The organism is Kitasatospora sp. NPDC057692, assembly GCF_042799475.1.
Lineage (GTDB): Bacteria > Actinomycetota > Actinomycetes > Streptomycetales > Streptomycetaceae > Kitasatospora.
The window spans coordinates 1-24,855 of record NZ_JBHVIV010000002.1; the positions used below are offsets into that span (position 1 = coordinate 1).

General features: G+C 74.7%; 24 protein-coding genes and 1 riboswitch. Of the genes, 14 read left to right on the forward strand and 10 right to left on the reverse strand.

Annotated elements, in window-relative coordinates:
* Positions 1-160: 160 nt before the first annotated feature.
* Positions 161-955, reverse strand: coding sequence for an alpha/beta hydrolase (locus ACFVFS_RS01125; protein WP_380618733.1), 795 nt, complete (start codon positions 953-955; stop codon positions 161-163).
* A gap of 267 nt (positions 956-1,222) precedes the next feature.
* Between ACFVFS_RS01125 and ACFVFS_RS01130 the strand changes: the two genes are divergently transcribed.
* Genes ACFVFS_RS01130 through ACFVFS_RS01140 form a run of 3 tightly spaced genes read left to right on the forward strand, consistent with a single transcriptional unit; the run spans position 1,223 to position 4,099 of the window.
* Complete coding sequence (locus ACFVFS_RS01130) at positions 1,223-2,047, forward strand: lysophospholipid acyltransferase family protein (RefSeq protein WP_380619117.1); 825 nt, start codon at positions 1,223-1,225, stop codon at positions 2,045-2,047.
* A 38-nt stretch (positions 2,048-2,085) separates the two neighbouring features.
* Complete coding sequence (gene macS / locus ACFVFS_RS01135) at positions 2,086-3,348, forward strand: MacS family sensor histidine kinase (protein ID WP_380618735.1); 1,263 nt, start codon at positions 2,086-2,088, stop codon at positions 3,346-3,348.
* A 40-nt stretch (positions 3,349-3,388) separates the two neighbouring features.
* A complete protein-coding gene (locus tag ACFVFS_RS01140) occupies positions 3,389-4,099 on the forward strand; it encodes a response regulator (protein ID WP_380618737.1) in 711 nt (236 codons plus the stop codon).
* 56 nt (positions 4,100-4,155) lie between these two features.
* Here ACFVFS_RS01140 and ACFVFS_RS01145 read toward each other — a convergent pair whose 3' ends face one another.
* A complete protein-coding gene (locus ACFVFS_RS01145) occupies positions 4,156-6,090 on the reverse strand; it encodes an anthranilate synthase family protein (RefSeq protein ID WP_380618739.1) in 1,935 nt (644 codons plus the stop codon).
* Between the two features lie 306 nt (positions 6,091-6,396).
* Here ACFVFS_RS01145 and ACFVFS_RS01150 point away from each other — a divergent pair, with 306 nt between their 5' ends.
* Positions 6,397-7,734: a class II 3-deoxy-7-phosphoheptulonate synthase gene (locus ACFVFS_RS01150; protein WP_380618741.1), complete on the forward strand. Its 1,338-nt coding sequence runs from the start codon at positions 6,397-6,399 to the stop codon at positions 7,732-7,734.
* Between the two features lie 169 nt (positions 7,735-7,903).
* Complete coding sequence (locus ACFVFS_RS01155) at positions 7,904-8,191, forward strand: bacterioferritin-associated ferredoxin (protein WP_380618743.1); 288 nt, start codon at positions 7,904-7,906, stop codon at positions 8,189-8,191.
* A 13-nt stretch (positions 8,192-8,204) separates the two neighbouring features.
* On the opposite strand, the gene bfr is transcribed toward ACFVFS_RS01155, so the two are convergent.
* A complete protein-coding gene (gene bfr / locus ACFVFS_RS01160; protein ID WP_376084104.1) occupies positions 8,205-8,684 on the reverse strand; it encodes a bacterioferritin in 480 nt (159 codons plus the stop codon).
* 248 nt (positions 8,685-8,932) lie between these two features.
* Here bfr and ACFVFS_RS01165 point away from each other — a divergent pair, with 248 nt between their 5' ends.
* A complete protein-coding gene (locus tag ACFVFS_RS01165) occupies positions 8,933-9,562 on the forward strand; it encodes a sulfite oxidase-like oxidoreductase (RefSeq protein WP_380618746.1) in 630 nt (209 codons plus the stop codon).
* Positions 9,563-9,602: 40 nt separating this feature from the next.
* Here the strand turns inward: ACFVFS_RS01165 and pknB are convergent, their stop codons facing one another.
* The 4 genes from pknB to thiO all read right to left on the reverse strand — a co-directional run bounded on the left by pknB (position 9,603) and on the right by thiO (position 13,713).
* Positions 9,603-11,405 carry a Stk1 family PASTA domain-containing Ser/Thr kinase gene (gene pknB / locus ACFVFS_RS01170; protein ID WP_380619119.1) on the reverse strand — a complete coding sequence of 601 codons (1,803 nt, stop codon included), beginning with the start codon at positions 11,403-11,405 and terminating at the stop codon, positions 9,603-9,605.
* A gap of 126 nt (positions 11,406-11,531) precedes the next feature.
* Entirely contained in the window at positions 11,532-12,329 is a 798-nt protein-coding gene (locus ACFVFS_RS01175) for a thiazole synthase (protein WP_380618748.1), read from the reverse strand.
* A 2-nt stretch (positions 12,330-12,331) separates the two neighbouring features.
* A complete protein-coding gene (gene thiS / locus ACFVFS_RS01180; RefSeq protein WP_380618750.1) occupies positions 12,332-12,553 on the reverse strand; it encodes a sulfur carrier protein ThiS in 222 nt (73 codons plus the stop codon).
* Positions 12,550-13,713 carry a glycine oxidase ThiO gene (gene thiO / locus ACFVFS_RS01185; protein WP_380618752.1) on the reverse strand — a complete coding sequence of 388 codons (1,164 nt, stop codon included), beginning with the start codon at positions 13,711-13,713 and terminating at the stop codon, positions 12,550-12,552. The genes thiS and thiO overlap by 4 nt, the downstream gene beginning before the upstream one ends.
* A riboswitch (TPP riboswitch) is annotated at positions 13,705-13,817 on the reverse strand. It overlaps the preceding gene by 9 nt.
* Positions 13,818-13,922: 105 nt before the next feature.
* Here thiO and ACFVFS_RS01190 point away from each other — a divergent pair.
* The 3 genes from ACFVFS_RS01190 (at position 13,923) to thiE (ending at position 16,221) form a co-directional block, all read left to right on the forward strand.
* Entirely contained in the window at positions 13,923-15,152 is a 1,230-nt protein-coding gene (locus ACFVFS_RS01190) for an NAD(P)/FAD-dependent oxidoreductase (protein WP_380618754.1), read from the forward strand.
* Positions 15,153-15,214: 62 nt separating this feature from the next.
* The gene (locus ACFVFS_RS01195; protein ID WP_380618756.1) at positions 15,215-15,580 is read left to right on the forward strand and encodes an Rv2175c family DNA-binding protein; all 366 of its coding nucleotides are present in this window, start codon (positions 15,215-15,217) and stop codon (positions 15,578-15,580) included.
* On the forward strand, positions 15,577-16,221 hold the full coding sequence (gene thiE, locus ACFVFS_RS01200) for a thiamine phosphate synthase (RefSeq protein ID WP_380618758.1): 645 nt from the start codon (positions 15,577-15,579) through the stop codon (positions 16,219-16,221). The genes ACFVFS_RS01195 and thiE overlap by 4 nt, the downstream gene beginning before the upstream one ends.
* Positions 16,222-16,287: 66 nt before the next feature.
* On the opposite strand, the gene ACFVFS_RS01205 is transcribed toward thiE, so the two are convergent.
* On the reverse strand, positions 16,288-17,394 hold the full coding sequence (locus tag ACFVFS_RS01205) for a polyprenyl synthetase family protein (RefSeq protein ID WP_380618760.1): 1,107 nt from the start codon (positions 17,392-17,394) through the stop codon (positions 16,288-16,290).
* A 221-nt stretch (positions 17,395-17,615) separates the two neighbouring features.
* Here ACFVFS_RS01205 and metF point away from each other — a divergent pair, with 221 nt between their 5' ends.
* Positions 17,616-18,530, forward strand: coding sequence for a methylenetetrahydrofolate reductase [NAD(P)H] (gene metF, locus ACFVFS_RS01210; protein WP_380618762.1), 915 nt, complete (start codon positions 17,616-17,618; stop codon positions 18,528-18,530).
* 122 nt (positions 18,531-18,652) lie between these two features.
* Entirely contained in the window at positions 18,653-19,552 is a 900-nt protein-coding gene (locus ACFVFS_RS01215) for a hypothetical protein (RefSeq protein WP_380618764.1), read from the forward strand.
* A 440-nt stretch (positions 19,553-19,992) separates the two neighbouring features.
* Here the strand turns inward: ACFVFS_RS01215 and ACFVFS_RS01220 are convergent, their stop codons facing one another.
* Both ACFVFS_RS01220 and ACFVFS_RS01225 read right to left on the reverse strand, forming a co-directional pair.
* Positions 19,993-21,498 (reverse strand): phytoene desaturase family protein, encoded by a 1,506-nt coding sequence (locus ACFVFS_RS01220; protein ID WP_380618766.1) that lies wholly within the window; start codon positions 21,496-21,498, stop codon positions 19,993-19,995.
* A gap of 10 nt (positions 21,499-21,508) precedes the next feature.
* Entirely contained in the window at positions 21,509-22,147 is a 639-nt protein-coding gene (locus ACFVFS_RS01225; protein WP_380618768.1) for a DUF4126 domain-containing protein, read from the reverse strand.
* Between the two features lie 501 nt (positions 22,148-22,648).
* On the opposite strand from ACFVFS_RS01225, the gene ACFVFS_RS01230 reads away from it, so the two are divergent.
* The 3 genes from ACFVFS_RS01230 to ACFVFS_RS01240 all read left to right on the forward strand — a co-directional run bounded on the left by ACFVFS_RS01230 (position 22,649) and on the right by ACFVFS_RS01240 (position 24,847).
* On the forward strand, positions 22,649-23,233 hold the full coding sequence (locus tag ACFVFS_RS01230; RefSeq protein WP_380618770.1) for an SAV_6107 family HEPN domain-containing protein: 585 nt from the start codon (positions 22,649-22,651) through the stop codon (positions 23,231-23,233).
* A gap of 63 nt (positions 23,234-23,296) precedes the next feature.
* A complete protein-coding gene (locus ACFVFS_RS01235) occupies positions 23,297-24,049 on the forward strand; it encodes a methyltransferase domain-containing protein (RefSeq protein ID WP_380618772.1) in 753 nt (250 codons plus the stop codon).
* A 408-nt stretch (positions 24,050-24,457) separates the two neighbouring features.
* Complete coding sequence (locus ACFVFS_RS01240; protein ID WP_380618774.1) at positions 24,458-24,847, forward strand: DUF3040 domain-containing protein; 390 nt, start codon at positions 24,458-24,460, stop codon at positions 24,845-24,847.
* Positions 24,848-24,855: the final 8 nt, after the last annotated feature.

The window sequence follows — 24,855 nt, forward strand, 5'->3', positions numbered from 1 at the left end:
AGCGGGAGCGCCGGCCACCGCTTCGCCGACCGGTCCGCGGCCGGTCTGCTCGCCGTCCGCCCGCCCGGCGCCCGGCCGCGCGCCGCCGGTGGCCGCACCCTCCTCGCGGGGCGTCTCGTCCTCGCCGCCCGCCGTGCTGCTCTCGTGCACTTCCGGCCCTTCAGCCTTGGTGGTGGTCGGATTTCGCCGGGGTGGCGCCCGCCGCGTGCGCGGAAGCCAGCCGTCGGATGAAGTCCTGGGCGGCCGCGAATATTTCCGCCGCGTCGTGGTCGAGCGTCGCGACGTGGTAGCTGCGCTGGCACAGCCGCTCCGTCACGTCGGTCGAGGATATCCGGGTGAGCACCAGCTCGGAGTTGGCCGCGGAGACCACGTGGTCCTGCGGGCTGCGGAAGAGCAGCACCGGCTGGGTCACCTGGGGCAGCCGCGCCTGGACGTCCTTCCACAGCCGGGCCAGCGACCAGGCGGCGTGCAGCGGTGTGCGGTCGTAGCCCAGCTCGACCGCGCCGGGCCGGGCGATGTCGTTGGCGACCCCGGGCAGGCTCGGGAGGAGGTGGCGCAGCACCGGCAGAATGACACTCGCGGGGTTGTCCGAGCGCACCGACGGGTTGACCAGCACCAGTCCGGCGACCGCCGGACCGTGCACCGCGGCCAGCCGCAGCGCCAGGCCGCCGCCCATCGACAGCCCGACCACGAACACCCGCTCGCACTCCGCGGACAGGGCCAGTAGCTCCCGCTCGACCTCGGCGTACCAGTCCTCCCAGCGGGTCGGCTGCATGTCCTCCCAGCGGGTGCCGTGGCCCGGCAGCAGCGGCAGCGCGACGGTGTACCCGGCGGCGGCGAGGTCCTCCGCCCACGGCCGCAGCGACTGCGGCGAGCCGGTGAACCCGTGGCAGAGCAGGACGCCCACCGGCCCGCCCCGGTGGCGGTACGGTTCGGCGCCGGGCAGCAGCGGCATGGCGGACTCCTTCGCGGGCGAGGACGCTGGAGGGTGGCGCTGGTACGGACGAGGGCGTGCGGGGCGGCTCGGTGCGGGCGGCTGCGGAATTCGCATCGTCCCACGGGCCCGCCCGCTGCGTACACCCCCGCCGGGAAGCCGGTCCGACGGCCCGTCACCCCGGGGGCGGGACACCCCGGCGGGGCGGGGCGGGGCACGGGCGGCCACCGCGGGGCATTAGGATCGACCGGTCCGCAATACAGGAGGCCCGGGTTGTTCTACCGACTGATGAAGATGATCGTCGCGCCGCTGCTGCGGATCTTCTTCCGGCCGTGGATCGAGGGTGAGGAGAACATCCCCACCGAGGGTGCCGCGATCATCGCGAGCAACCATCTCTCCTTCTCGGACTCCTTCTTCTTCCCCGCGCTGATCAAGCGCCGGGTGACGTTCATCGCCAAGGCCGAGTACTTCACCACGCCGGGCATCAAGGGCCGGCTGACCGCCGCCTTCTTCAAGGGCGTCGGCCAGCTCCCGGTGGACCGCTCGGGCGTGCGCGGCGCCGGCGAGGCGGCGATCCGCTCGGCGATCGCCGTGCTGGACCGCGGCGAGCTGTTCGGCGTCTACCCGGAGGGCACCCGCTCGCCCGACGGCAAGCTCTACCGGGGCAAGGTCGGCGGCCTGGCCCGCGTCGCGCTGGCGACCGGCGCGCCGGTCATCCCGGTCGCGATGATCGACACCGAGAAGGTGCAGCCGCCCGGCCAGGTGGTCCCGAACTTCGGCATCCGCCCGGGCATCCGGATCGGCCGCCCGCTGGACTTCTCCCGCTACCACGGCATGGAGAACGACCGCTTCATCCTCCGTTCGGTGACGGACGAGGTGATGTACGAGATCATGCGGCTCTCCGGCCAGGAGTACGTGGACATCTACGCGACGGCCGCCAAGCGGCAGATCGCCGACGACAAGAAGAAGGCCGACGCCGAGCGCAAGGCCGTCCAGAAGGCCGAGCAGGCCGCCGCCAAGGCCGAGAAGGCCGAGGAGAAGGCGGAGGCGGAGAAGGCGGCCGAGGCCGCGAAGGCCGAGCAGGAGCAGCAGAAGGGGACCGGGCCGGCCTGAACGGGGGCCGGCCGGGTGCCGGGGGGAGGACGGCAGGGATGACGGACGGCGGCAGAACCAGGCCCGGACCGGGCGCGGTCGGCGCGGCGGTGGCGGCGGGCGGCATGTCCGTCGAACTGCCGCTCTGGCGGGCCATCTCCTTCTTCCGGGTGCTGGCGCTCTGCTACGCGCTGCTCCGGTACCTCGACTCCTACCTGCAGTTCGTCCACCCGGTCGCCGGCTGGATCTACCTCGGCGCGCTGACCCTCTGGACGCTCGCCTCCACCCGGGCCTTCTCCGGCCCGCACCGCTGCACCTGGTACGTGCTGGCCACCGACCTCCTGCTCGCCGTCACCGGCATCGTGATGAGCGGCCTCATCGACGCGCCGTCCCGGATCAGCCACGGCGCGCCGACCCTGCCCACCATCTGGGCGGCCGGCACCGTGCTCGGCTTCGCCGGGCGGGGCGGCTGGCGCTGGGCGGCGGCGGCCGGATCGGTGATCGGGGTGGCCAACATCCTCGGCCACGGCGGCCCGACCGGGGACAACATCCACAACATCGTGCTGCTGATGCTGGCCGGCTGCGCGATCGGTTACGTCATGGAGCTCGCCCGGGCCAGCGAGGCGACGCTCACCCGGGCCCTCCAGGTCGAGGCGGCCACCCGGGAGCGCGAGCGGCTCTCGCGGGACATCCACGACGGCGTGCTCCAGGTGCTCGCGCTGGTCCAGCGCCGGGGCGCCGAGGTGCCGTCCGGCGGCGCGTCCGGCGGTCCGTCCAGTGGCGCTCCGTCCGCCGGCGCGGACCTCGCCGAGCTGGGCCGGCTGGCCGGTGAGCAGGAGCGCGCCCTGCGCGCGCTGATGAGCGGCGGCCCGCTGCCCGGTCCGCGCGAGGCACCGCGGCCGGATCTGCCGCAGGACCTGCGCGCCCTGCTCGCCGCGTACGCGGACGAGCGGGTCACCCTGTCCGCCCCCGGTACCCCGGTGCTGCTGCCGCCCCCTGCCGCCTCCGAGCTGGCCGCGGCCGTCGGCGCCGCGGTGGACAACGTCCGCCGGCACGCCGGGCCCGCGGCGCGCGCCTGGATCCTGGTGGAGGACGAGCCGCAGGCCGTCACCGTCTCGATCCGCGACGACGGGCCGGGCTTCGCGCCCGGGCGGCTCGGCGAGGCGGAGCGGGCCGGGCGGCTCGGCGTCTCCCAGTCGATCCGCGGCCGGCTGCGGGACCTCGGCGGTACGGCCGAGCTGTACTCGGCGCCCGGGGAGGGCGTCGAGGTAGAGCTGACGGTCCCGCGCGCCGGTTCCGGCACCCCGGCCGGCGCACCGTGAGAACCTCCCCGCCGACTCCTCCCGCGAAAGGGCCCCGAGCATGACCCAGCAGCCGATCGACCAGCAGCCGATCGACCAGCAGGCGCCCGCCGGGCGGCCGGTGCGGGTCATGGTGGTGGACGACCACCCGATGTGGCGTGACGCCGTCTCCCGCGACCTCGCCGAGGCGGGGCTGGACGTGGTGGCCACGGCCGGTGACGGCGAGGAGGCCGTCCGCCGGGCCCGCGCCTGTTCCCCGCAGGTGGTGGTGCTCGACCTCAACCTGCCGGGCCTGCCCGGCGCCGAGGTCTGCCGCCGGGTGGTCGCCCACGACCCGACGGTGCGCGTCCTGGTGCTCTCCGCGAGCGGTGAGCACGCGGACGTGCTGGAGGCGGTGAAGTCCGGTGCGACCGGCTACCTGGTCAAGTCGGCCGGGCGGGAGGAGCTGCTGGACGCGGTGCGCCGCACCGCCGTCGGCGACGCGGTGTTCACCCCGGGCCTGGCCGGCCTGGTGCTCGGCGAGTTCCGCCGGCTGGCCGCCGAGCCGCCCGCCCCGGCCGCGCCGGTCGTCCCGCAGCTGACCGCCCGGGAGACCGAGGTGCTGCGGATGGTCGCCAAGGGCCTGTCCTACAAGCAGATCGCGGACCGGCTGGTGCTCTCGCACCGCACGGTGCAGAACCACGTCCAGAACACCCTGGGCAAGCTCCAGCTGCACAACCGGGTCGAACTGGTCCGGTACGCCATCGAGCAGGGGCTGGACGACGAGATCTGACGGCCGGCCGGGCGGGTGCGCGAGCGGCGCCCCGCCCGGCGCGGCGGTCCCGGGGCTCAGCGGGCGGCGGCCACCGCGCCGCGCAGCAGCCCGGCGACGATCTCCACGCCCTCCCGGGTGAGCACCGACTCCGGGTGGAACTGGAGGCCGGCGAAGCCCGGGCCGCGCAGCGCGTGCACGTCCCCGGTCAGCGGGTCGCGGGCCACCTCGACGCCCTCGGCGGCGAGCCGGGCGGCGTCGGCCTCCGTGCAGCGGGCGGTGAAGGTGTTGTAGAAGCCGACCGTGCGCCGCGTCCCGAACAGGTCGACGCTCTCCTGCGCGCCCTGGTACGGCACCGCCTTGCGGGCCAGCGGCAGGCCGAGCGCGGCGGACAGCAGCTGGTGGCTGAGGCAGACGGCGAGCAGCGGTGCGGTGCGGCGGCCCTCGCGGACGGCGGCCAGCGCGTCGGCGACGACCGGGCGCAGCACGGCCATCTTGGGGTCGTCCTCGGCGGCCGGGTCGCCCGGGCCGGGGCCGAGCACCAGCGGGCCGGGGTGGGCGGCGACCCGCTCGCGCAGGCCCGGCTCGTCGTAGCGGACCACGGTGACCCGGTGGCCGAGCGAGGTCAGCAGGTGGGCGAGCATCGCGGTGAAGGTGTCCTCGCCGTCGACGACCAGGGTCTCCAGCTCCTCGGTGGCCCGGGCCGGCTGCTGCATCCGCAGCCAGAACGGGGCGAGGCCGGCCCGCCGGGAGTCCAGCGCGGTCTGGACGCGGTGGTCGTCGGCCAGCCGCGGGCCGCCGGGGCGGGCCGCGTGGTCGGGGGCCGGGCGGGCGCCGATCGCGGTGAGCACCCCGGCCGCCTTGGCGTGCGTCTCGGCGACCTCGGACCGCGGGTCGGAGTGGCGCACCAGGGTGGCGCCGACCCGGACGGCGAGCCGGCCGGTGGCGGTGTCGATGTCGGCGGTGCGGATGCAGATCGGCGAGTCGAGCAGCTGGCCGCCGCTGGCCGAGCGGCCGATCAGGGCGAGCGCGCCGGAGTAGTAGCCGCGGCCGCCGCGCTCGTAGCGCTTGATCACCCGGGTGGCGTTCTGCACCGGGCTGCCGGTGACGGTGGCGGCGAACATCGTCTCCTTGAGGACCTCGCGGACGTCCAGCGAGGTGCGGCCGCGCAGCTCGTACTCGGTGTGCGCGAGGTGGGACATCTCCTTGAGCCGCGGGCCGAGCACCTGGCCGCCGAGGTCGCCGACGGTGCACATCATCTTGAGCTCCTCGTCGACCACCATGGTCAGCTCCTCCAGCTCCTTGGGGTCGTGGAGGAAGGAGAGCAGCGAGTCGAGGTCGGCGCCGGCCGCCGGATAGCGGTAGGTGCCGGAGATCGGGTTCATCACGACGGTCCCGCCGCTCTGCCGGACGTGCACCTCGGGGGAGGCGCCGACCAGGACGCGGTCGCCGGTGTGCACCAGGAAGGTCCAGTAGGCGCCGCGCTCCTGCTCCAGCAGGCGGCGGAACAGGGTGAGCGCGAGCGCGGGGCCGAAGTCCTCCAGCGTCGCGGTGAAGTCGCGGCGGATGACGAAGTTGGCGCCCTCGCCGCGGCCGATCTCCTCCTCGATCACCCGGCGCACGATCGCGGCGTACTCGTCGTCGTCGATGTCGAAGCCGCCGTCGCTCAGCGCGACCGGCAGCCGGGGGAGCGCGGCGGCGACCTCGGCGAGCGGCAGGGCGTACTGCTCGGTGACGGCGAGGGCCTGGAGCGGGGTGGCGTCGTCGTGCGCCTCGAAGCCGCGTTCGCGGATCTGCCGGTAGGGGACGAGCGCGAGCAGGTCGTGCGCGGGGCCGTCGGCGGGGACGCCGTGGCGGACCGGCAGGTCGGCCAGCCGCTCGTAGCTGTCGACGGTGCCGAGCAGCACCTCGACGGTGTCCGGGGCGGTGCGCGGGGTGCGGCGGTGCAGCAGGGCGAAGGCCGGTGCGTCGGCGGCGGTGAGGCGGGCGAGCAGGTCGGCGGCGCTGGTCACGGTGGCGGTGGTCCTTCCGGGTGGCGTGCGGCGGGTGGGTTCCGCTCCCGGGAGGGCTGTCGGCCGGCTGGAGAACGCCGACGGCCGCCCCGAGGGGCGGCCGGTCGTCTGCGTCTAGGAACGCGCGGGCTGTGGGCCACCCAGGGGGTCGGCCCACCACCAGGAGAAGGTGTGCGGCGTGTTCACGGGCCCGAGCCTAGCGGATCCCCGGCCGGGCGTGAGGACCGTCACCCGAATGTCCGCCAGGTGTCTCATCCCTCGGGCGGTGGTCACAAATGGGTTGTCGCACCCCGTAGCCTTGAGCGCGTGACCGTGACGAATCCCCACTCCTGGCAGTCCCTGCCCGCGGCGCAGCAGCCTGAATGGCCGGACCAAGAGGCTCTGCGCAAGACCCTTGCCGAGCTCGCCTCGTATCCGCCGCTCGTCTTCGCAGGTGAGTGCGACCAGCTGCGCGCCCGGCTCGGTGCCGTGGCCCGTGGTGAGGCGTTCCTGCTGCAGGGCGGTGACTGCGCCGAGGCCTTCGACGGTGTCTCGGCGGAGCACATCCGCAACAAGCTCAAGACCCTGCTGCAGATGGCGGCCGTGCTGACGTACGCGGCCTCGGTGCCGGTCGTCAAGGTCGGCCGCATCGCCGGCCAGTACTCCAAGCCGCGCTCCAAGTCGACCGAGACCCGCGACGGCGTGACCCTGCCGGTCTACCGGGGCGACTCGGTGAACGGCTTCGAGTTCACCCCCGAGTCCCGGATCCCGGACCCGGAGCGGCTGAAGCGGATGTACAACGCGTCCGCCGCGACGCTCAACCTGGTGCGCGCCTTCACCACCGGTGGCTACGCCGACCTGCGCCAGGTGCACGCCTGGAACCAGGACTTCGTGCGCAACTCGCCGGCCGGCCAGCGCTACGAGCAGCTCGCCCGCGAGATCGACAACGCGCTGGCGTTCATGAACGCCTGTGGCGTGGCGCCGGAGGAGTTCAAGACGGTCGAGTTCTACTCGTCCCACGAGGCGCTGATCCTGGACTACGAGACCGCGCTGACCCGCGTGGACTCGCGCACCGGCGAGCTGTACGACGTCTCCGGCCACATGGTGTGGATCGGCGAGCGCACCCGCCAGCTGGACCACGCCCACATCGAGTTCGCCTCGAAGGTCCGCAACCCGATCGGCGTGAAGCTCGGCCCGACCACCTCGGTCGACGAGGCGCTGACCCTGATCGAGAAGCTGGACCCGGAGCGCGAGCCCGGCCGGCTCACCTTCATCACCCGGATGGGCGCGGGCAAGGTCCGCGAGCACCTGCCCGCCCTGGTGGAGAAGGTCACCGCCTCCGGCGCGCAGCCGGTCTGGATCTGCGACCCGATGCACGGCAACACCTTCGAGGCCTCCAGCGGCCACAAGACCCGCCGCTTCGACGACGTGCTCGACGAGGTCAAGGGCTTCTTCGAGGTGCACCGCGCGCTCGGCACCCACCCGGGCGGCATCCACGTGGAGCTGACCGGCGACGACGTCACCGAGTGCGTCGGCGGCGGCGACGAGGTGCTGGTCGACGACCTGCACCAGCGCTACGAGACGGCCTGCGACCCGCGGCTCAACCGCAGCCAGTCGCTGGACCTGGCGTTCCTGGTCGCCGAGATGTACCGCGGCGGCAACTGACCGGCGACCGCCCTGCGCGTGTGACAAAAGCCTCTCCGGCCTGGGGTTCTCCCGGGCCGGAGAGGCTTTTGCGTACCCCGATCACCGGGTAAGGTGAGGCTTAGTGAACTAAGGCTTGCCTTAGTCAAGATCCACTCCGCTTCACCGCTTCACCCCGGGAGAGACCGCGATGTACGTGTGCATGTGCCATGCGGTCACCGAGGACCAGGTGAAGCGGGCGATCGACGGCGGTGCCAACACCCCGCGCCAGATCGCCAAGGGCTGCAAGGCCGGAACCGACTGCGGCTCCTGCGTGCGGCGGATCCAGGCCCTGCTCGGCGAGCACGGTGCCCGGCCCTGCCCGACCGCCCGGCTCGCCGCCAGGCTGGGCCTGGCCGACCCGACGGCGGAGGAGGCCGCCGGGCCCGCCGTCGCCCCGGGTCCGGTGTCGGCGCCGGCGCCGCTGCGCGCCGCCTGACCGGAGCCCGGACTCAGGACTCCGGCTGCTCGATCAGCTGGGCGAGGTAGAGCGCCTCGCCGAGCTTCTCGACCAGGGCGAGCTGGGTGTCGAGGTAGTCGATGTGCTCCTCCTCGTCCGCCAGGATCGACTCGAAGATGTTGGCCGAGGTGACGTCGTTCTTGGCCCGCATCACCACGATCCCGCGCTTGAGCCGGTCGATCGCCTCGACCTCGACCTGCCGGTCGGCCTCGAACATCTCCTTGACCGTCTGGCCGATCCGGACGTGGAAGAGCCGCTGGTAGTTGGGCAGCCCGTCCAGGAAGAGGATCCGGTCGGTGAGCACCTCGGCGTGCTTCATCTCGTCGAAGGACTCGTGCCGGGTGTACTTCGCGAGCTTCGTCCAGCCGAAGTTCTCCTGCATCTTGGCGTGCAGGAAGTACTGGTTGATTGCGGTCAGCTCGGCGGTGAGCTGCTCGTTGAGGAACTCGATGACCTCTGCGTCACCCTTCATGGCGGTGCCTTCCTGCTCTGCGTGCGGGGTCGCGGCCGTCTACCCTCCGGCTCCGGCTGCACGCATCCTGGCACCGCTGTGGGACGAAATTCCAGTAAGTTCACACTCACTAGGACATGTGTCGGAATATCCGATTTGCCCCGCGCGCATGGGAGACCCCGCTCCGCCGTTGGCCCGTACGAGCGGGGCGGGAGGGGCGATGAAGGGGCGCGCACCGGGCGTTGCGCGCCGTCTGTCACCATGGATCCATGGGTCAGTCCGAACAAGAACCGTCGCCACCGTCTGACCCGAGGCTCCCGCCGGGCCAGCGCGTCCAGCGCGGCTGGCCCGCCCTGCACTACGGCCCGGTGCCCCGCTTCAAGCCGCTGACCTGGGACCTCCAGGTGTTCGGCGCGACCGCCTCGGCGGAGAAGCGCAGCTGGGACTTCGCGGGCTTCAACGCCCTGCCGCGCACCACCGTCCGGGCCGACCTGCACTGCGTCACCCGCTTCTCGGTGCTCGACGGCGAGTGGACCGGCGTGTCCGCCGCCGTCCTGCTCGACCTGGCGCCGCCGGACACCGGGGTCACCCACGTCATGGTCTGGGCCGAGTACGGCTACAGCGCCAACCTGCGGCTGGAGGACTTCGCCGCCCCGGACACGCTGCTCGCCACCCACCGCGACGGCGAGGCGCTCACCGCCGAGCACGGTTTCCCGGTCCGGCTGGTGGTGCCGCGGCTGTACGCCTGGAAGGGTCCCAAGTGGGTCCGGGCGATCGAGTACATGCGGGCCGACCGGCGCGGCTTCTGGGAGGAGCGCGGCTACCACAACCGGGCCGACCCGTGGCGGGAGCAGCGCTACTCCTACCAGGAGGAGCCGGGCGACGGCCCGCTGCGCTGATCCGCCCGGGCCGGGCCGGCCCGATCCGGCCCGGGTCCGGCTACAGGAACGGGAAGTTGACCGTGACCACGGTGCGCTGCGGGCGGCGCTCGCCGGCCGCGGGTGACTGGCTGGTCACCTTGCCGGTGCCGAACAGGTTGACCCCGCTGCTCTGCATGGCGAACCCGGCCGCCTGGAGCGCCTTCTCGGCGGCCTCCTTGGACATCCCGGTGACGTCCGGGACCGGCACCATGCCCTTGCTGACCAGCAGCGCGACCGGCGTGTTCTCCGGCACCTGCAGCCCGGCCGCCGGCGCGCTGCTGATCACCGAGCCCTCCGGGACGGTGTCGTTGTAGGCCTCGGTGACCGTGCCGGCCGTCAGCTGCGCCCCGGTCAGGGCCGAGGAGGCCTGCGCGGCCGGGCGGCCGACCACGTCGGGGACGGCGATCCGCTTGGGCCCGCGCGAGACGGTGAGGGTGACGGCGTCGCTCTTCCTGGTCCGGGTGCCCACCCCGGGGGCGGCCGCCATCACCTGGCCGACCGGGACGGACTCGCTGTACACCTCGGAGACCCGCCCGTGCATGCCGGCCGCGTCCAGGATCCGCTCGGCCTCCGCCCGGTCCTTGCCGAGCACCCCCGGCACGGTGCCGTACACCGCGCCGGAGATCGTGTACGTGGCGCCGCCGACCAGCAGGACCAGGGCGGCGACGACGGCCGCCCAGATCAGCGGCCCGCGCGGCAGCCGGCGGCCGGTGGAGCGGGCGGCGGAGCGGGAGCGCCGGGCGCGCGGCGGGCGCGGGGCGCGCTCCGGCGGCGGCTCGTCGTACGGGCGCGGCTCGGTGAGCAGCTGGTCCATCAGCTCCGGCGGCACGTCCAGCACGCTGGTGCGCTCGACCGGGGGAGCGGGCCGCAGCACCGGGGTGAGCACCGAGGTCGCCTCGCCGGTCGGGTACCGCGGGTCGGGCCGGGTGGAGGCGGGCGGTTCGGCGTCCAGCTGGGCCGGGGTGAGCCCGCGGCGGGCCCGCTGGAGCGCGGCGAGCAGTTCGACCGCGTCGTGCGGGCGGTGGGCGCGGTCCCGGGCGCAGGCGCCCGCGACTATGGCGTCCAGCGCGGGCACCACGCCGGGGACGGTGGCGGACGGCGCCGGGACGTCCTCGTGCAGATGGCGGTACATCACCTGGACGGGGTTCTCGCCGGTGTGCGGGCGGGAGCCGGTGAGCATCTCGTACAGCAGGATGCCGGCCGCGTAGACGTCCACCCGCTGGTCGGTCTCGGCGCCGGGGCGGATCTGCTCGGGCGCCAGGTACGAGACGGTGCCGAGCACGGTGCCGGCGGTCGCGGTGGTGGAGGTGGTGGCGCCGTCGGCGGCGTTCAGCACCCGGACCAGGCCGAAGTCGGCGACCTTGACCAGGCCGTCCTCGGTGATCAGCACGTTCTCGGGCTTGACGTCGCGGTGCACCAGGCCGGCCCGGTGGGCGGCGCCGAGGGCGGCGAGCACCGGTTCCAGGATGTCCAGGGCGGCCCGGATGGAGAGCGCGCCGCGGTCGCGGAGCAGGTCGCGCAGGGTGCCGCCGGGGACGTACTCCATGGCGAGGAAGACGTGCCCGCCGTCGGCGCCCTGGTCGAAGACGTTGACGACGTTGGGGTGGGCGAGCCGGGCGACGGCCTTGGCCTCGCGGATGAAGCGGGTGGTGAACGCGGTGTCGCCGGCGAGCGAGGGGTGCATCACCTTGAGCGCCACGACCCGGTCGAGCCGGGTGTCGGTGCCCTGGTAGACGGTGGACATCCCGCCGGTGGCGATCCGCCGCTCGACCCGGTACCGGCCGTCGAGCAGGGTACCGATCAGGGGGTCGCGCAGTGCCATGTCCACCCGGCGAGTCTAGGGCGTGGCGGTTCGCGGCCCCGGGGAGACACCGTTCCCGGGGCCGCTCTGTGCCCGGTTTGTGACACCAGGCCGATGATCGGACTGGTTTATCCGGAAAAGCCCCCCTCAGAAGGCCGGGTGCTCGCGGGTGTCCAGGTCGGCGCGGCCGGCCATCGCGGAGGAGGCCTCGGCGTGGAACCGGCGCGGGATCCGGCCCGCCCGGTGGGCCAGCCGCCCGGCCTCGGCGGCGTGCCGCATCGCGTCGGCCATCAGCACCGGGTCCTGGGCGCGGGTGACGGCGGAGGCCAGCATCACCGCGGCGCAGCCCAGCTCCATCGCCAGGGCGACGTCCGAGGCGGTCCCGGCGCCGGCGTCCAGGATCACCGGTACCCCCGCGCCCTCCACGATCAGCTGGAAGTTGTGCGGGTTGCGGATGCCGAGGCCGGAGCCGATCGGCGAGCCCAGCGGCATGATCGCCGCGCAGCCGACGTCCTCCAGCTTGCGGGCCAGCACCGGGTCGTCGTTGGTGTACGGCAGCACGGTGAAGCCGTCGTCGACCAGGGTCTCGGCGGCGTCCAGCAGCTCGATCGGGTCCGGCAGGAGGGTCCGCTCGTCGGCGATCACCTCCAGCTTCACCCAGTCCGTGCCGAGCGCCTCGCGGGCCAGCCGGGCGGTCAGCACGGCCTCGCCGGCGGTGAAGCAGCCGGCCGTGTTGGGCAGCACCCGGATGCCGTTGCGGGTCAGCACGTCGAGCACCGAGCCCTGGGTGGTGGCGTTCACCCGGCGCATCGCCACGGTGGTCAGCTCGGTGCCGGACACCCGGAGCGCCTGCTCCAGGACCTCCAGGCTGGGGGCGCCGCCGGTGCCCATGATCAGCCGGGAGGAGAAGGACGTCCCGGCGATGGTGAGAAGGTCGTCGGCCATGGTCAGCCTCCCTGGACGGCGGTGAGGATCTCGATCCGGTCGCCCGCCGACAGCGGCGTGCGCGGCCACTCGGCGCGCGGCACCACGGCCTCGTTCAGGGCTGCGGCGACGCCGGAGTGCGCCTGGCTGAGGGTGGCGACCACCTCGGCGAGGGTGGTCGAGGCGGGCACCTCGCGGGGCTCGCCGTTGACGTTCAGGGGGATGTCGCTGGTGCGGGGGCTCATGCCGGGACCTTCGTGAATCGGGTGGGGGAGAACGGGCGGGCGAGCTCCGGCAGGGTGCCGGTGGCCAGGTACTCGGCCACCAGGTCGCCGGTGACGGGCGTCAGCAGGACGCCGTTGCGGTAGTGGCCGGTGGCGGCGACCAGGCCGGGCAGCGCGGTCGGGCCGAGCAGCGGCGCGTTGTCCGGGGAGCCGGGGCGCAGCCCGGCGCAGGTCTCCACCAGCGGCAGCTCGGTGATGCCGGGGACCAGCTCGTGCGCGTCGCGCAGCAGCTCGTACACCCCGCCGGCGGTGACCGTGGTGTCGTAGCCCTGCTCCTCGGTGGTCGCGCCGACCACCAGCTCGCCGTTCTCGCGCGGCACCAGGTAGACGTGGCCGCCGCGGACGACGGCCCGCACGTTGCGGGACAGGAACGGCCGGTACGCCTCGGGCACGCTCAGCCGCAGGACCTGGCCCTTGACCGGGCGGATCGCCGGCAGCACGCCCGGGGGCAGGCCGGGCAGCAGGTGGCTGCGCGAGCCGGCCGCGAGCACCACCGTGTCGGCGGTGACGCGCTCGCCGGCGGCCGACCGGACGCCGACGGCCCGGCCCCGCTCGACCAGCAGTTCGGCGGCCTCGGCGCGGTGCAGCACCGCACCCGCCCGCTCGCAGGCCCGCACCAGGGCGGAGGCCAGCCGGCGGCCGTCCACCTGGTGGTCGTCGGTGACGTGCAGGCCGCCGCGCACGCCCGGGGCGAGCATCGGCTCCAGCCGGCGGGCCTCGCGGCCGGTGAGCCACTGGGAGTCCAGGCCGAGCCGCTGGTGGAAGGCGTGCAGTTCGCGCAGTTCCGCGCGGTCGTCGGAGTCGAGGGCGACGGCGATCGTGCCGCACTGCCGGTAGCCGGTGTCGTGGCCGCCGCTCGCCTCGGTGAGCTCGGCCGCGAAGGCCGCGTAGCGCTCGTTGGAGGCCATCCCGAGGCGGAGCAGCGGCTCCTCGCCGTACTGGAGTTCGGTGACCGGCGCGAGCATGCCCGCCGCCACCTGGGCGGCGCCGCCGCCGTGCCGCGGGTCGACGACGACGACGCGCAGTCCGCGCTGGGCCGCCCGCCAGGCGACGGCGAGTCCGATGATCCCACCGCCGACGACCAGCACATCGGCGTGGGCGCCCGGTGCCGAGCGTGTCAAAGCTGCTCTCCCTTCGCCGGTATGACCCGGATCAGGTTCGGACGGTCGCAGGCCGTGCCAGCCCGCCTCTCAGCCCGGTCCGCCGGGCTCCCGTGATGGTGCCCCCACCTTAACTCCGGGGGGTGCGGCCCCTGAAGGTGCCTGCTGGGAGGCGCAAGGGGGCGGCCTAGGACCAGAGGCCCGGGACCGGGCTCAGTACAGTGACGGGCGTGGCTGAGCTGAACGGAACGGGACAGACGGATCGGGTGGTCGTGGTCGGCGCCGGGCTGGCCGGGGCGCAGTGCGCCGCGGTGCTGCGGCGCGACGGCTGGCAGGGGCGGATCACGCTGGTCGGCGAGGAGCCGCACGCGCCGTACGACCGGCCGCCGCTCTCCAAGGACGTCCTGCTCGGCAAGGCCGACAGCACCGCCCTCGACCTCGACTTCGCCGGGCTCGGCGTCGAGCTGCTCACCGGCCGCCGCGCCACCGGCCTCACCCCCGGCGGCCCCGGGGGCGCGGGCACGCTGCACACCGACGCCGGGGACGAGCCGTACGACGCGCTGGTGATCGCCACCGGCGCCGAGCCGCGCGCCCTGCCCGGCGCGGACCGCGCCCACCTGCTGCACACCCTGGACGACGCGCTGGCGCTGCGCGCCCTGCTCCGCCCCGGCCTGCGCCTGGTGCTGGTCGGCGCGGGCTGGATCGGCGCCGAGGTGGCGACCGCCGCCCGGGCGGCCGGCTGCGAGGTGACCGTCGTCGAGGCCGGTCCGGCGCCCGTCCCCGGCGCGCTGCCCGCCGAGGTCGGCCGGGCGATGGCCGCCTGGTACGCCGAGGCCGGCGTGGACCTGCGCTGCGGCACCGGCGTCGCCGCCGTCGAGCCGGGCGCGGTGCTGCTCGCCGACGGCTCCCGCCTGCCCGCCGACGAGGTGGTGGTCGGCATCGGCGCCCGCCCGGCCACCGGCTGGCTGGCCGGCACCGCGGTCGCCCTGGACGCGGCCGGCGCCGTCCTGGTCGACGAGCGGCTGCGCACCACCGCCCCGGGCGTGCTGGCGGCCGGCGACTGCGTCAGCTACCCCTCGGCGCGCTCCGGCACCCGGCTGACCGTCCAGCACTGGGACCACGCGCTGCAGTCCGGCGCGGCGGCGGCCGGCACCCTGCTCGGCACGGACGCGCCGCCGTACGACCCGGTGCAGTACTTCTGGTCCGAGCAGTTCGGGCGGATGGCGCAGTACGCCGGGCGGCACGGCGCGGACGACGAGCTGCTGTGGCGCGGCTCTCCGGGCGACGCCGGCTGGTCGGTGCTCTGGCTGCGCGACGGCGCCCTGCGCGCGCTGCTCGCGGTCGACCGGCCGCGCGACCTGACCCAGGGACGGCGGCTGATCGAGCGCGGCGCCGTCCTCGATCCGGCCCGCGCCGCCGACCCGGCGATCCCGCTGAAGTCGGCCCTGGCCGCCGGGTAGCGCCGCCGGGCGGCGGGCCCGGTTGGTGCGCGGCGGGCCGCCGAGGTGGCAGGCTGGTGCTTGTGAGTGAGATCGAAGCCAAGATTGAAGCCCTGGTTCCCGCGTGGCTGTACCTCCCCGACATCTCCGAGAAGTGGGGTCTGGTGGTCACCGAGGTCCGCAACATGGTCAAGAAGGGTGACCTGATCGCCGTCCGCCGCGGCCCCAACAAGTCGCTGCAGGTCCCGGCGGCGTTCATCGACGAGACCGGCCCGGTGAAGCACCTGATCGGCACGCTGACGGTGCTGCGCGACAGCGGCTTCAGCGACGACGAGATCCTGGTGTGGATGTTCACCGAGGACCCGTCGCTGCCCGGCACCCCGATGCAGGCGCTCTGGGAGAACCGGGCCACCGAGGTCAAGCGGCGCGCCCAGGCGATGGCGTGGTGACGGACCCGCGCGGACGGCTCGCCGACGCGCGGCTGTACCTGTGCACCGACGCCCGGCGCGAGCGCGGCGACCTGGCCGAGTTCCTGGACGCCGCGCTGGCCGGCGGCGTGGACATCGTCCAGCTCCGGGACAAGGGCCTGGAGGCCAGGCAGGAGCTGGCGGCGCTGGAGGTCTTCGCCGACGCCTGCCGCCGGCACGGCAAGCTGCTCGCCGTCAACGACCGCGCCGACGTCGCCCACGCGGCGGGCCCGGACGTGCTGCACCTCGGGCAGGACGACCTGCCGGTGCCCGCCGCCCGGGCGATCATCGGCGAGGACGTCCTGATCGGGCGGTCCTGCCACGCCGAGTCCGAGGTGGACGCGGCCGCCGCCGAGCCCGGCGTCGACTACTTCTGCACCGGCCCGGTCTGGCCGACGCCGACCAAGCCGGGCCGCCCCGCGCCGGGCCTCGGCCTGGTCGAGTACGCGGCGAAGCTGGGGACCGCGCGGCCGTGGTTCGCCATCGGCGGCATCGACCTCGGCAACCTGGACGAGGTGCTGGCCGCCGGCGCCCGCCGGGTCGTGGTGGTCCGGGCCATCACCGCCGCGGAGGACCCGGGGGCTGCGGCCGCCGCGTTCGCCCGCCGGCTGCGTGGGCGCTGACCGGACTCCGGCCGGACTCCGGCCGAACGGGGCCGCCGCCGTCCGTCCCGCCCGCGCCCGCGCGGGTCAGTACTTGCGGACGGTGGCGGCCTCGGCCAGCGCCAGCAGCGTCGTGCGGGCCCGCGGGTCCGCCAGCGGAGCCTCCTCCAGCGCGGCCAGCGCCTGCCGCAGCAGCTCCTCGATCCGCTGCTCCACCCGCTCCGGCGCGCCGCTGCGGGCCACCAGCTCGCGCAGCCCGGCGACCTCGCCGGCGGTCAGGTCCGGCGCGCCCAGCCGCTCGTCCAGCCGCCGCGCCTCGGCGCCCGGCAGGCCCCGCATGGCGTGCGCGACCAGCAGCGTCCGCTTGCCCTCGCGCAGGTCGTCGCCGGCCGGCTTGCCGGTGACCGCCGGGTCGCCGAACACCCCGAGCAGGTCGTCCCGCAACTGGAACGCCTCGCCCAGCGGCAGGCCGAACGCCCCGTACGCCTCCACCAGCCGCGGCGGGGCGCCCGCCAGCAGCGCGCCGACCTGGAGCGGCCGCTCGATCGTGTACTTGGCCGACTTGTAGTGCAGGACGGTCTGCGCGCGCTCCAGCGCGCCCTCGTCGGTGGAGTCCCCGGCGACCGGCTCCAGCACGTCCAGGTACTGGCCGACCATGACCTCGGTGCGCATCAGGTCGAACATCGGCTTGGCGGCCAGCACCGCCGCCGGGTCCAGGCCGGAGTTCAGGAACAGCTCGTCGCACCAGATCAGCAGCAGGTCGCCGAGCAGCACCGCCGCCGAGGCGCCGTACTGCTCGCGGTCGCCGCGCCAGCCGCGCGCGCGGTGCATCGCCTCGAAGCGGCGGTGCACGGAGGGCAGGCCGCGCCGGGTGTCGCTGCGGTCCATCAGGTCGTCGTGGACCAGCGCGCTGGCCTGCAGCAGCTCCAGGGCCGCCGCCGCCCGGGCGATCCCCTCGCCGGCCGCCGGGCCGCCGGCGCCGCGCCAGCCCCAGTAGCAGAACGCCGGGCGGAGCCGCTTGCCGCCGTCCAGCAGGAAGTCGCGCAGCGCCTCGGTGACCGGCTCCAGCTGCGGGGAGACCTTGCCGAGCAGGGCCGACTGGCCGTCCATGAAGCCGACGAGGGCGGCGTTGACGCGCTCGCGCACGTCCTCCACGTCAATCGGGTTGGCCGGCCGGTGGCTGGACGAGGTCACGATGGGGCTCCGGAGGTAGCTGGGGTGCGCAGCAAGCGTATCCGGGGCGGAGGGGAACAGCCGTACGCACGAGCCTCGGCCGGGCGCGGCGGCCGCTGTTCGCGCGGATGCCGCGCCCGGCCACGGCGCCGTCCACCCGGAGTCCACCGGTGGTCCATCCGGCGTCTCACAGGATGGGACCGAGTTGTCCGCGCCCTTCCGCCGACGGCTAACCTGCCAGCATGGCACTCGGTATCGCTTCGACCAGACCGGACCGCGCTCAGACGGTCCGCGACCTCCTGGCAGCCGGAAAGCGGTCCTTCTCCTTCGAGTTCATGCCGCCGCGCAGCGAGGTCGGCGAGCAGAAGCTCTGGGACGCCATCCGGCGGCTCGAACCGCTCGACCCCAACTTCGTCTGCATGACGTACGGCGCCGGAGGCTCCTCGCGCGAGCGCACGGTGAACATGGTCGGCCGGATCGCCACCGAGACCACGCTCACCCCGGTGGCCCACCTGACCGCCGTCGACCACTCGATCGCGGAGCTGCGCAACATCATCGGCCAGTACGCCGACCAGGGCGTGCGCAACGTCCTCGCGGTGCGCGGCGACCCGCCCGGCGACCCGCTGGGCGAGTGGGTCAGCCACCCGCAGGGCGTCACCTACGCGTACGAGCTGGTCGAGCTGATCAAGGGCATCGGCGACTTCTGCGTCGGCGTGGCGGCCTCGCCCAACATGCACCCGCGCTCGACCGACTGGGACGACGACATCCGGCACTTCGTGGCGAAGATCCGCTCCGGGGCCGACTACGCCATCACCCAGATGTTCTTCGAGGTCGACGACTACCTGCGGCTGCGCGACCGGGTGGTGGCCGCCGGCTGCGAGGCGCCGATCATCCCGGAGATCATGCCGGTCACCAACGCCAAGCAGCTGGAGCGCTTCCCGCAGCTGAGCGGCTCGGCCTTCCCGCCGGACCTGGAGGCCAGGCTGCGCGCGGTGATCGACGACCCGGCGGCGCTGCGCGCGATCGGCATGGAGCACGCCACCGCGATGTCCGAGCGGCTGCTGGCGGAGGGCGCCCCCGGGCTGCACTTCATCACGCTGAACCACTCGACGGCGACCCTGGAGATCTACCAGAACCTCGGTCTTCACCGGCGCTGAGCTGCGGCGCGTCGCGTTCCCGCGGACGGCGGGAACGCGATGCGGTACCCGGGCCGTTGAACCGGTACAGTCGCCGCACACGCGCGGCGGGCGCGGGCACGCGACTGGAGGTAGCGGGCGGGATGGGCATCGGATACCTGCTGCTGTACGCCGCGTTGGCGGTGGTGGCGCTCTGGCTGGTCGCCGAGCTGTTGTTCCAGAACCGGGCCCCGCTGCACTGGCGCGGCCTCGCGCTGGCCGGCTTCCTCGCGGTGGCCGGCGGGATGGCGATCGGCTCCGTGCCGGTGATCGGCGCGGGCGCCGCGATGTTCGCGGTCGGCCAGACCTTCGTGACCCTCTCGGTCAAGCGCGGCTACGCGGCCGGGTGGTCGCTGCGCGCGGCGGACGGGAGCCTGCCCGGGCCGCTCGCCAAGGTGCCGCTGCTCGGTGCGCTCACCGGGGGTGGCGCGGTGGCCGCCGCGGCGGTCGCGGTGGAGCAGGTCGGCGAGGTCGGCGCCGTCGAGGAGGCCCCGGCCGCGGCGCCGGCGGCGGAGGAGACGGCCGTCGAGCAGACCGCCGCGTTCGAGATGCAGGAGCTGGCCGCCGACGGCGTGTACGCCCCGGCGTACTACGAGCAGCAGCAGACCGAGCTGCTCCAGGCGATCCCGCAGCAGGACGCCTACACCGAGGCCTACCAGGCCGGCTACGACCCGGCGCAGCAGCAGTACGGCTACGACCAGCAGCAGTGGCAGCCCGCCCAGCAGCAGCCGGCCTTCGGCTACGACCAGGGCTACGGCGGCTACCCCCAGCAGGACCAGTACGGCGGTTACCAGCAGCAGCCCGACCCGTACGGCGGCTACCCGCAGCAGCAGCAACAGCAACAACAGCAGCAGTACGGCTACGACCACCAGCAGCAGTGGCAGCCCGCCCAGCCCGCCCAGCCGGAGCAGCCCATCACCGGCATCCCCCAGCAGCCGCAGCAGCCCCAGTACGACCAGTACGGCTACCAGCAGCAGCACCCCACCTGGCAGCAGCAGTCCTGACCCGGGCCCGGAGCGGAAAGTCGGCCCACCCGACTTCCTGCTCCGCGCACGCCCCTTGCGGCTCCCCGCGCACGAGAAGTCGGCGGGGCCGACTTCCCACTCCTGGCGCGCCCCGCCGGGCCGTACCCGCGGGGGATCTATGCGCGTAGATCCTGTTCCGTGCGCCGCTTCCTGCGGTTCGAGCCGCCGGCGTTGGCTCGCGTGCGCGAGAAGTCGGCGGGGTCGACTTTCCACTCCGGGCGTGCCCTGCTGGGCCGTGCCTGCGGGGAGTCTATGCGTGTAGACCCATGTGTCGCTTCCTGTGCTCCGGGCCGCCGGCGCTGGTGTGCGTGCGCGAGAAGTCGGCGGGGCCGACTTTCCACTCCGGGTGCGTCCGGGGGTGCTGTGCCTGCCCTCCCGGTGTCTCTGCGTGTGGTTGCCGGGTGGGGGGTGACGGTCCGTCAGGCGGGGCCGATGAGGTTGGCGACGATGCAGGCGGACATGCCGACGCGGGCCAGGCCGCCGCCGGGGTGGGCGGCGCCGCCGGTGAGGTAGAGGCCGGGGTGGTCCTCGTTGGGGGCCTGGAGGAGGCCGCCGTCGAGGCCGGCCAGGGCCGGGGGCGGGACGGAGCCGAAGAAGGAGCCGGTCTCGCGCTCGGTGTGCTCGGGGGTGCGGACCACCCGCCAGAGCATCCGCCCGCGCAGGTTCAGGCCGGCCGCGTCGACGTGGTCGAGCATCCGGTCGGCGAAGGCGTCCGCCACGCCCGGCGCGCCCCAGTCGAGGTCCAGGGACGGGGTGGTCGCGGTCAGCACCACGGCCTCGTGCCCCTCCGGGTGCAGTGAGGGGTCGTCCGGCCGCAGCACCTGCACGGTCGGCCGGTCGGCCGGCGACGTGCCCGGGTCGAAGACGCCGGCCAGCTCGGCGGCCGGGTCGCCGGCGTGCACCACCGTGCGGTGCGCCGTGCCCTCGGGCCGGGCGCCGCGCAGCGCGAGGAGCACGCTCACCCGCCCCGGTACGCCGTGCAGCCGCTGGGCGGCGTCGGGCCACTCGTCCGAGCTCTCGGCCGGGCCCATCCACTGGGTGTGCAGCACCCGGGCGTCGATCGACGAGACGACCAGGTCGGCGTCGATCCGGTCGCCCTTGGTCTGCACACCGCACACCCGGCCGTCGCGCACGACCACCCGGGCGACCGGTGTCTCGAAGCGGAACTCCACCTTGCGCTGCTCGCAGCGGCGGTACACCGCGTCGGCCAGCGCGCGCAGACCGCCCTTGACGTACCAGACGCCGAAGGACTGCTCCATGTACGGCAGCACGGTGGCCCCGGCGGGGGCGGTGCGCGGGTCGAGGCCGAACCGCAGCGCGTGCTCGTGCAGCAGGGCGGTCAGCCCCGGGTGCCCGCCGAGCTGTTCGGCGGCGACGTCGGCGAGCGTCCACCGGCGCGGGCCGCGCCGCCGGCCGAACAGGCCGCGCCGGGGTGCGGCGGGCTGGGGGTACGGGTCGGTGTGCAGCGGCGTCGGGTCGGCCGGCAGCGGCTCCTCCAGCAGCGGGCGGCGGGTGGCCTCCCAGACCGTTCGGCCGTGGTTGAGCACCTCGGCCCACCGCTCGCCCGCGCCCGGGCCGAAGGCCTGGTCGAGGGCCTGGACCACGCCGCCCCGGGAGGCGTTGGGCAGCGAGACGGCCGTTCCGTCCGGGAACAGGTGCCGGCTCTCCGGGTCGACCGGGCCCAGCTCGACCAGCTGCTCCAGCGGCTCGCGCCCGGTCTTCAGCGCGAGGTCGCGGTAGACGGCGGGCAGGGTGAGCAGCCCGGGACCGGTGTCGAAGGCGAAACCGTCGCGCTCGTAGCGGCCGACCATGCCGCCGTAGGTGCCGCGCGCCTCGCAGACCGTCACCTTGTGCCCGATGGTGGCCAGCCGGGAAGCCGCCGCGAGCCCGCTCATACCTGCGCCGATGATGACGATCCGTGCCATGCCTCCGATCCTAGGTCCGCGGGACGGATCCCCCGGCCACGGGCTGCCCGCCCGCCGTCCCGGCGGCCCGGGCGGCCCGGCGTTCGCGCCGCCGGGCGCGGAAGGCGCGGATCCGGTTGATCGCGAACCACACCAGCAGGATGCCGATCAGCAGCAGGACGGTGGCGATCGAGGCGGCCAGCCACGGGTGGAAGATCGCCAGTGTGATCAGCCCGGCCACCGAGACGTCCTCGGCCAGCGAGACCGCGATGTTGCTGGCCGGCTCGGGCGAGGTGTTGACCGCCATCCGCAGCGAGGCCTTCACCAGATGGCTGACCAGCGCCGTCGTGCCGCCCATCGCGCCCGCGGCGACCTCGCCCAGCGAGCCGGGGTCGGTGGAGGCGATCAGTGCGCCGACGGTGGCACCGGCGACCGGCCGGATCACCGTGTGGGCGACGTCCCAGACGCTGTCCACGTAGGGGATCTTGTCGGCCACCGCCTCCAGCAGGAACAGCGCGGCGGCCGCGAGCAGCACATCGGTGCGCTCCAGGGCAGGCGGCACCGAGTCGGCCCCGGCGAACCGGCCCAGCAGGCCGAGCAGCAGGACCACCGCGTAGGCGTTGATCCCGCTCGCCAGTCCGCTGGTGAAGATCAGCGGGACGATCGTCATCCGTTTCCCCGTCCGTTCCTGCTCGCAGTCCCCGCCGGAGTCGGCCCGGCTCGCCGTACCGTACCGGGACCGACGCCGACGACGGCGCCGCCGGTTCCCGTCCGCGCCGCCCGGACGGTCTGAGTACGGATACTCAGATCACCGATTGAGTATCTGCGCGGATGGCCTCCGACCTGCGAAGACGCCACAGTGGTGGCACCGGGACGGCGGCGCGTCGGGCGCCCCGCCCCGGAGGAGCGGACGGCCGGCGCGAGCGCACGGGCCCGTCCGCACCGGAGCCGGCCGGAGGCCGCGCACCGCCGGCACGGGGCGGCGGTGCGGGCCACGGGGGAGCCGGCGCCCGGGGGGAACCGGGGCGTGCCGGAGCGCCGTTCGTGGGGGGACGGCGCTTCGGCGGCCCGGCGGGCGGGAGCAGCGGCCTCCCCGATTGTCAGTGGTGCCGTTCACCATGGAGGGGCACGGGCCACCCGGCCCGCGCGCTGCCTCGGAACGGGGGAGACTATGAGCATCAGCCACCCGGAGCCCGTCACCGCCCGCCTCCACTCCGCCGCCTACCGACCGGGGAGTGCGCCGCGCTCCTCCGCCCACCGGCCGTCCGCCGGTGCCGACGTGCACCCGGTGCTGCTCCGCGCCGGCGCCCCGCCCGCCGCGCTCGACCTGCTCGCCGAGGCCCACCGCACGCTCGCCCGGGCCCGCACCCTGGAGGACCCGCTGGAGCGGTACGCCGCCGCGCACCTCGCGGCGCTGCGCACCGTCGCGGCGGTGCTCGCCGTGCGCGGGCGCCCGGAGAAGAGCGAGCGCCGGCGCCGGGCGATCCGCAGCGCCTGGGAGGTACTGCCCGAGGTGGCGCCCGAACTCGCCGAGTGGGCTCCGTACTTCGCGGCGGGCGCGCGCCGCCGGGCGGCAGCCGAGGCGGGCATCCGGGGCTCGGCCTCGGTCCGGGACGCGGACGACCTGATCCGCAACTCGGCCCTGTTCCTCCGCCTGGTCGAGCGCCTGCTCGGCCTGCACGCCGCCCCGCCCGCCCCGCGGCTGCCGCTGGACGGCGTGGACGGGCGGCAGGAGGAGGTGCGCGAGGCCGGGTGAGGAAAGGGGAGGGCCTAAGGTGGAGGCAACCTGATCGACACTGCACGTCCGAGGAGCCTCGCCTTGTACCCGACGCGTCCCCGCAGCGCCCTGCGTACCGCCGTGGTGTGGGAGGTGGTGCGCGCCGCCCTGGAGAAGCGGGTGGCCGAGCTGGACCAGCCGGTGCTCGACGTGGTCGACACCGGCGGCGGCACCGGCAACTTCGCCGTGCCGGTGGCCCGGCTGGGCCACCGCGTCACCGTGGTCGACCCGAGCCCGGACGCGCTGTTCGCGCTGGAGCGGCGGGCCGCCGAGGCCGGCGTGACCGATCTGGTCCGCGCCGTGCAGGGCGACACCCAGACGCTCCCCGAGCTGGTCGCGCCCGGCACCGTCGACGCGGTGCTCTGCCACGGCGTGCTGGAGGTCGTCGACGACCCGGCCGAGGCGCTCGGCAGCCTGGCCGGCACCCTGCGCCGGGGCGGCTTCGTGAGCCTGCTGGCCGCCAACCGCAACGGCGCCGTGCTCGCCCGCGCGCTCGGCGGACACTTCGACGACGCCCGCGCGGTGCTGAGCGCCGCCGACGGCCGCTGGGGCGCGAGCGACCCGATGCCGCGCCGCTTCACCGGCGAGGAGCTGGACCGGCTGGCGTCCGGCGCCGGACTGCGGGTGGAGTCGGTGCACGGCGTGCGGGTCTTCGCCGATCTGGTGCCGGGCGTCCTGGTGGACACCGAGCCGGGCGCGCTGGACGCGCTGTTGAAGCTGGAGGAGGCCGCCGCCGGGCAGCCGGCCTTCCACGCCGTGGCGACCCAGCTCCACCTGCTGGCCACCCTGGGCTGACCGGGCGGCCCACCGCCGTTCGCCGACGGACTTCCCTCCGTTCGCCGGCGGATCCTCGGTGCGTCCCCCGCCCGTTTCCCGGCCTTCTCCCGGGGATCTCCCCAGGTCCGGGCCGATTCCAACGGCTCGGGCACTTGTCCGCCCCCCTCCGCGTTGAGGAGGGTGCGGTGAGGAGCCGCCGAAGTGGCCGGGCCCACGCGTGGTCGACCACTCCGCGAAGGGCCCGTGGACCGTATGATCTGGGTAAAGCCGGAAAGCATGACCGCCGGATGCTCGGGGCATATGGACGACACGGGCCCGGGCCCCCGCACAGGCGTCCGACCGCGCGTTCTGAAGGCTGATTGGACTTGCCACCCCGACCGGGGCGGCGGACCGGTCGCACCCGCGACCGACGAGTAGGAGGACTCCGTGCCGCTCTCGGAGCACGAGCAGCGACTGCTCGACCAGATGGAGCGAGCGCTGTATGCCGAAGATCCCAAATTCGCGTCGGCGCTCGAGGGAACCGGTCTGCGCACCTACACCCGTCGACGGGTCTATCTGGCCGTCGGCGGCTTCGTGGTCGGTATCGGCCTGCTGATGGGCGGCATGGTCGTCGACCAGATCTGGGTCAGTGTGGTCGGCTTCCTGGTGATGCTCGGGTGCGCCGTCTTCGCCGTGACCGGCTGGCGCCGTGGGCCCGCCGGCCAGGCGCAGCAGTCCGGCGGCGCGGCCGCCGCCCCCCGCCGCAAGGCCGGGATGATGGACCGGGTCGAACAGCGCTGGCAGCGTCGCCGGGACGAGCAGACCGGCGGGTTCTGAGGCCTCAC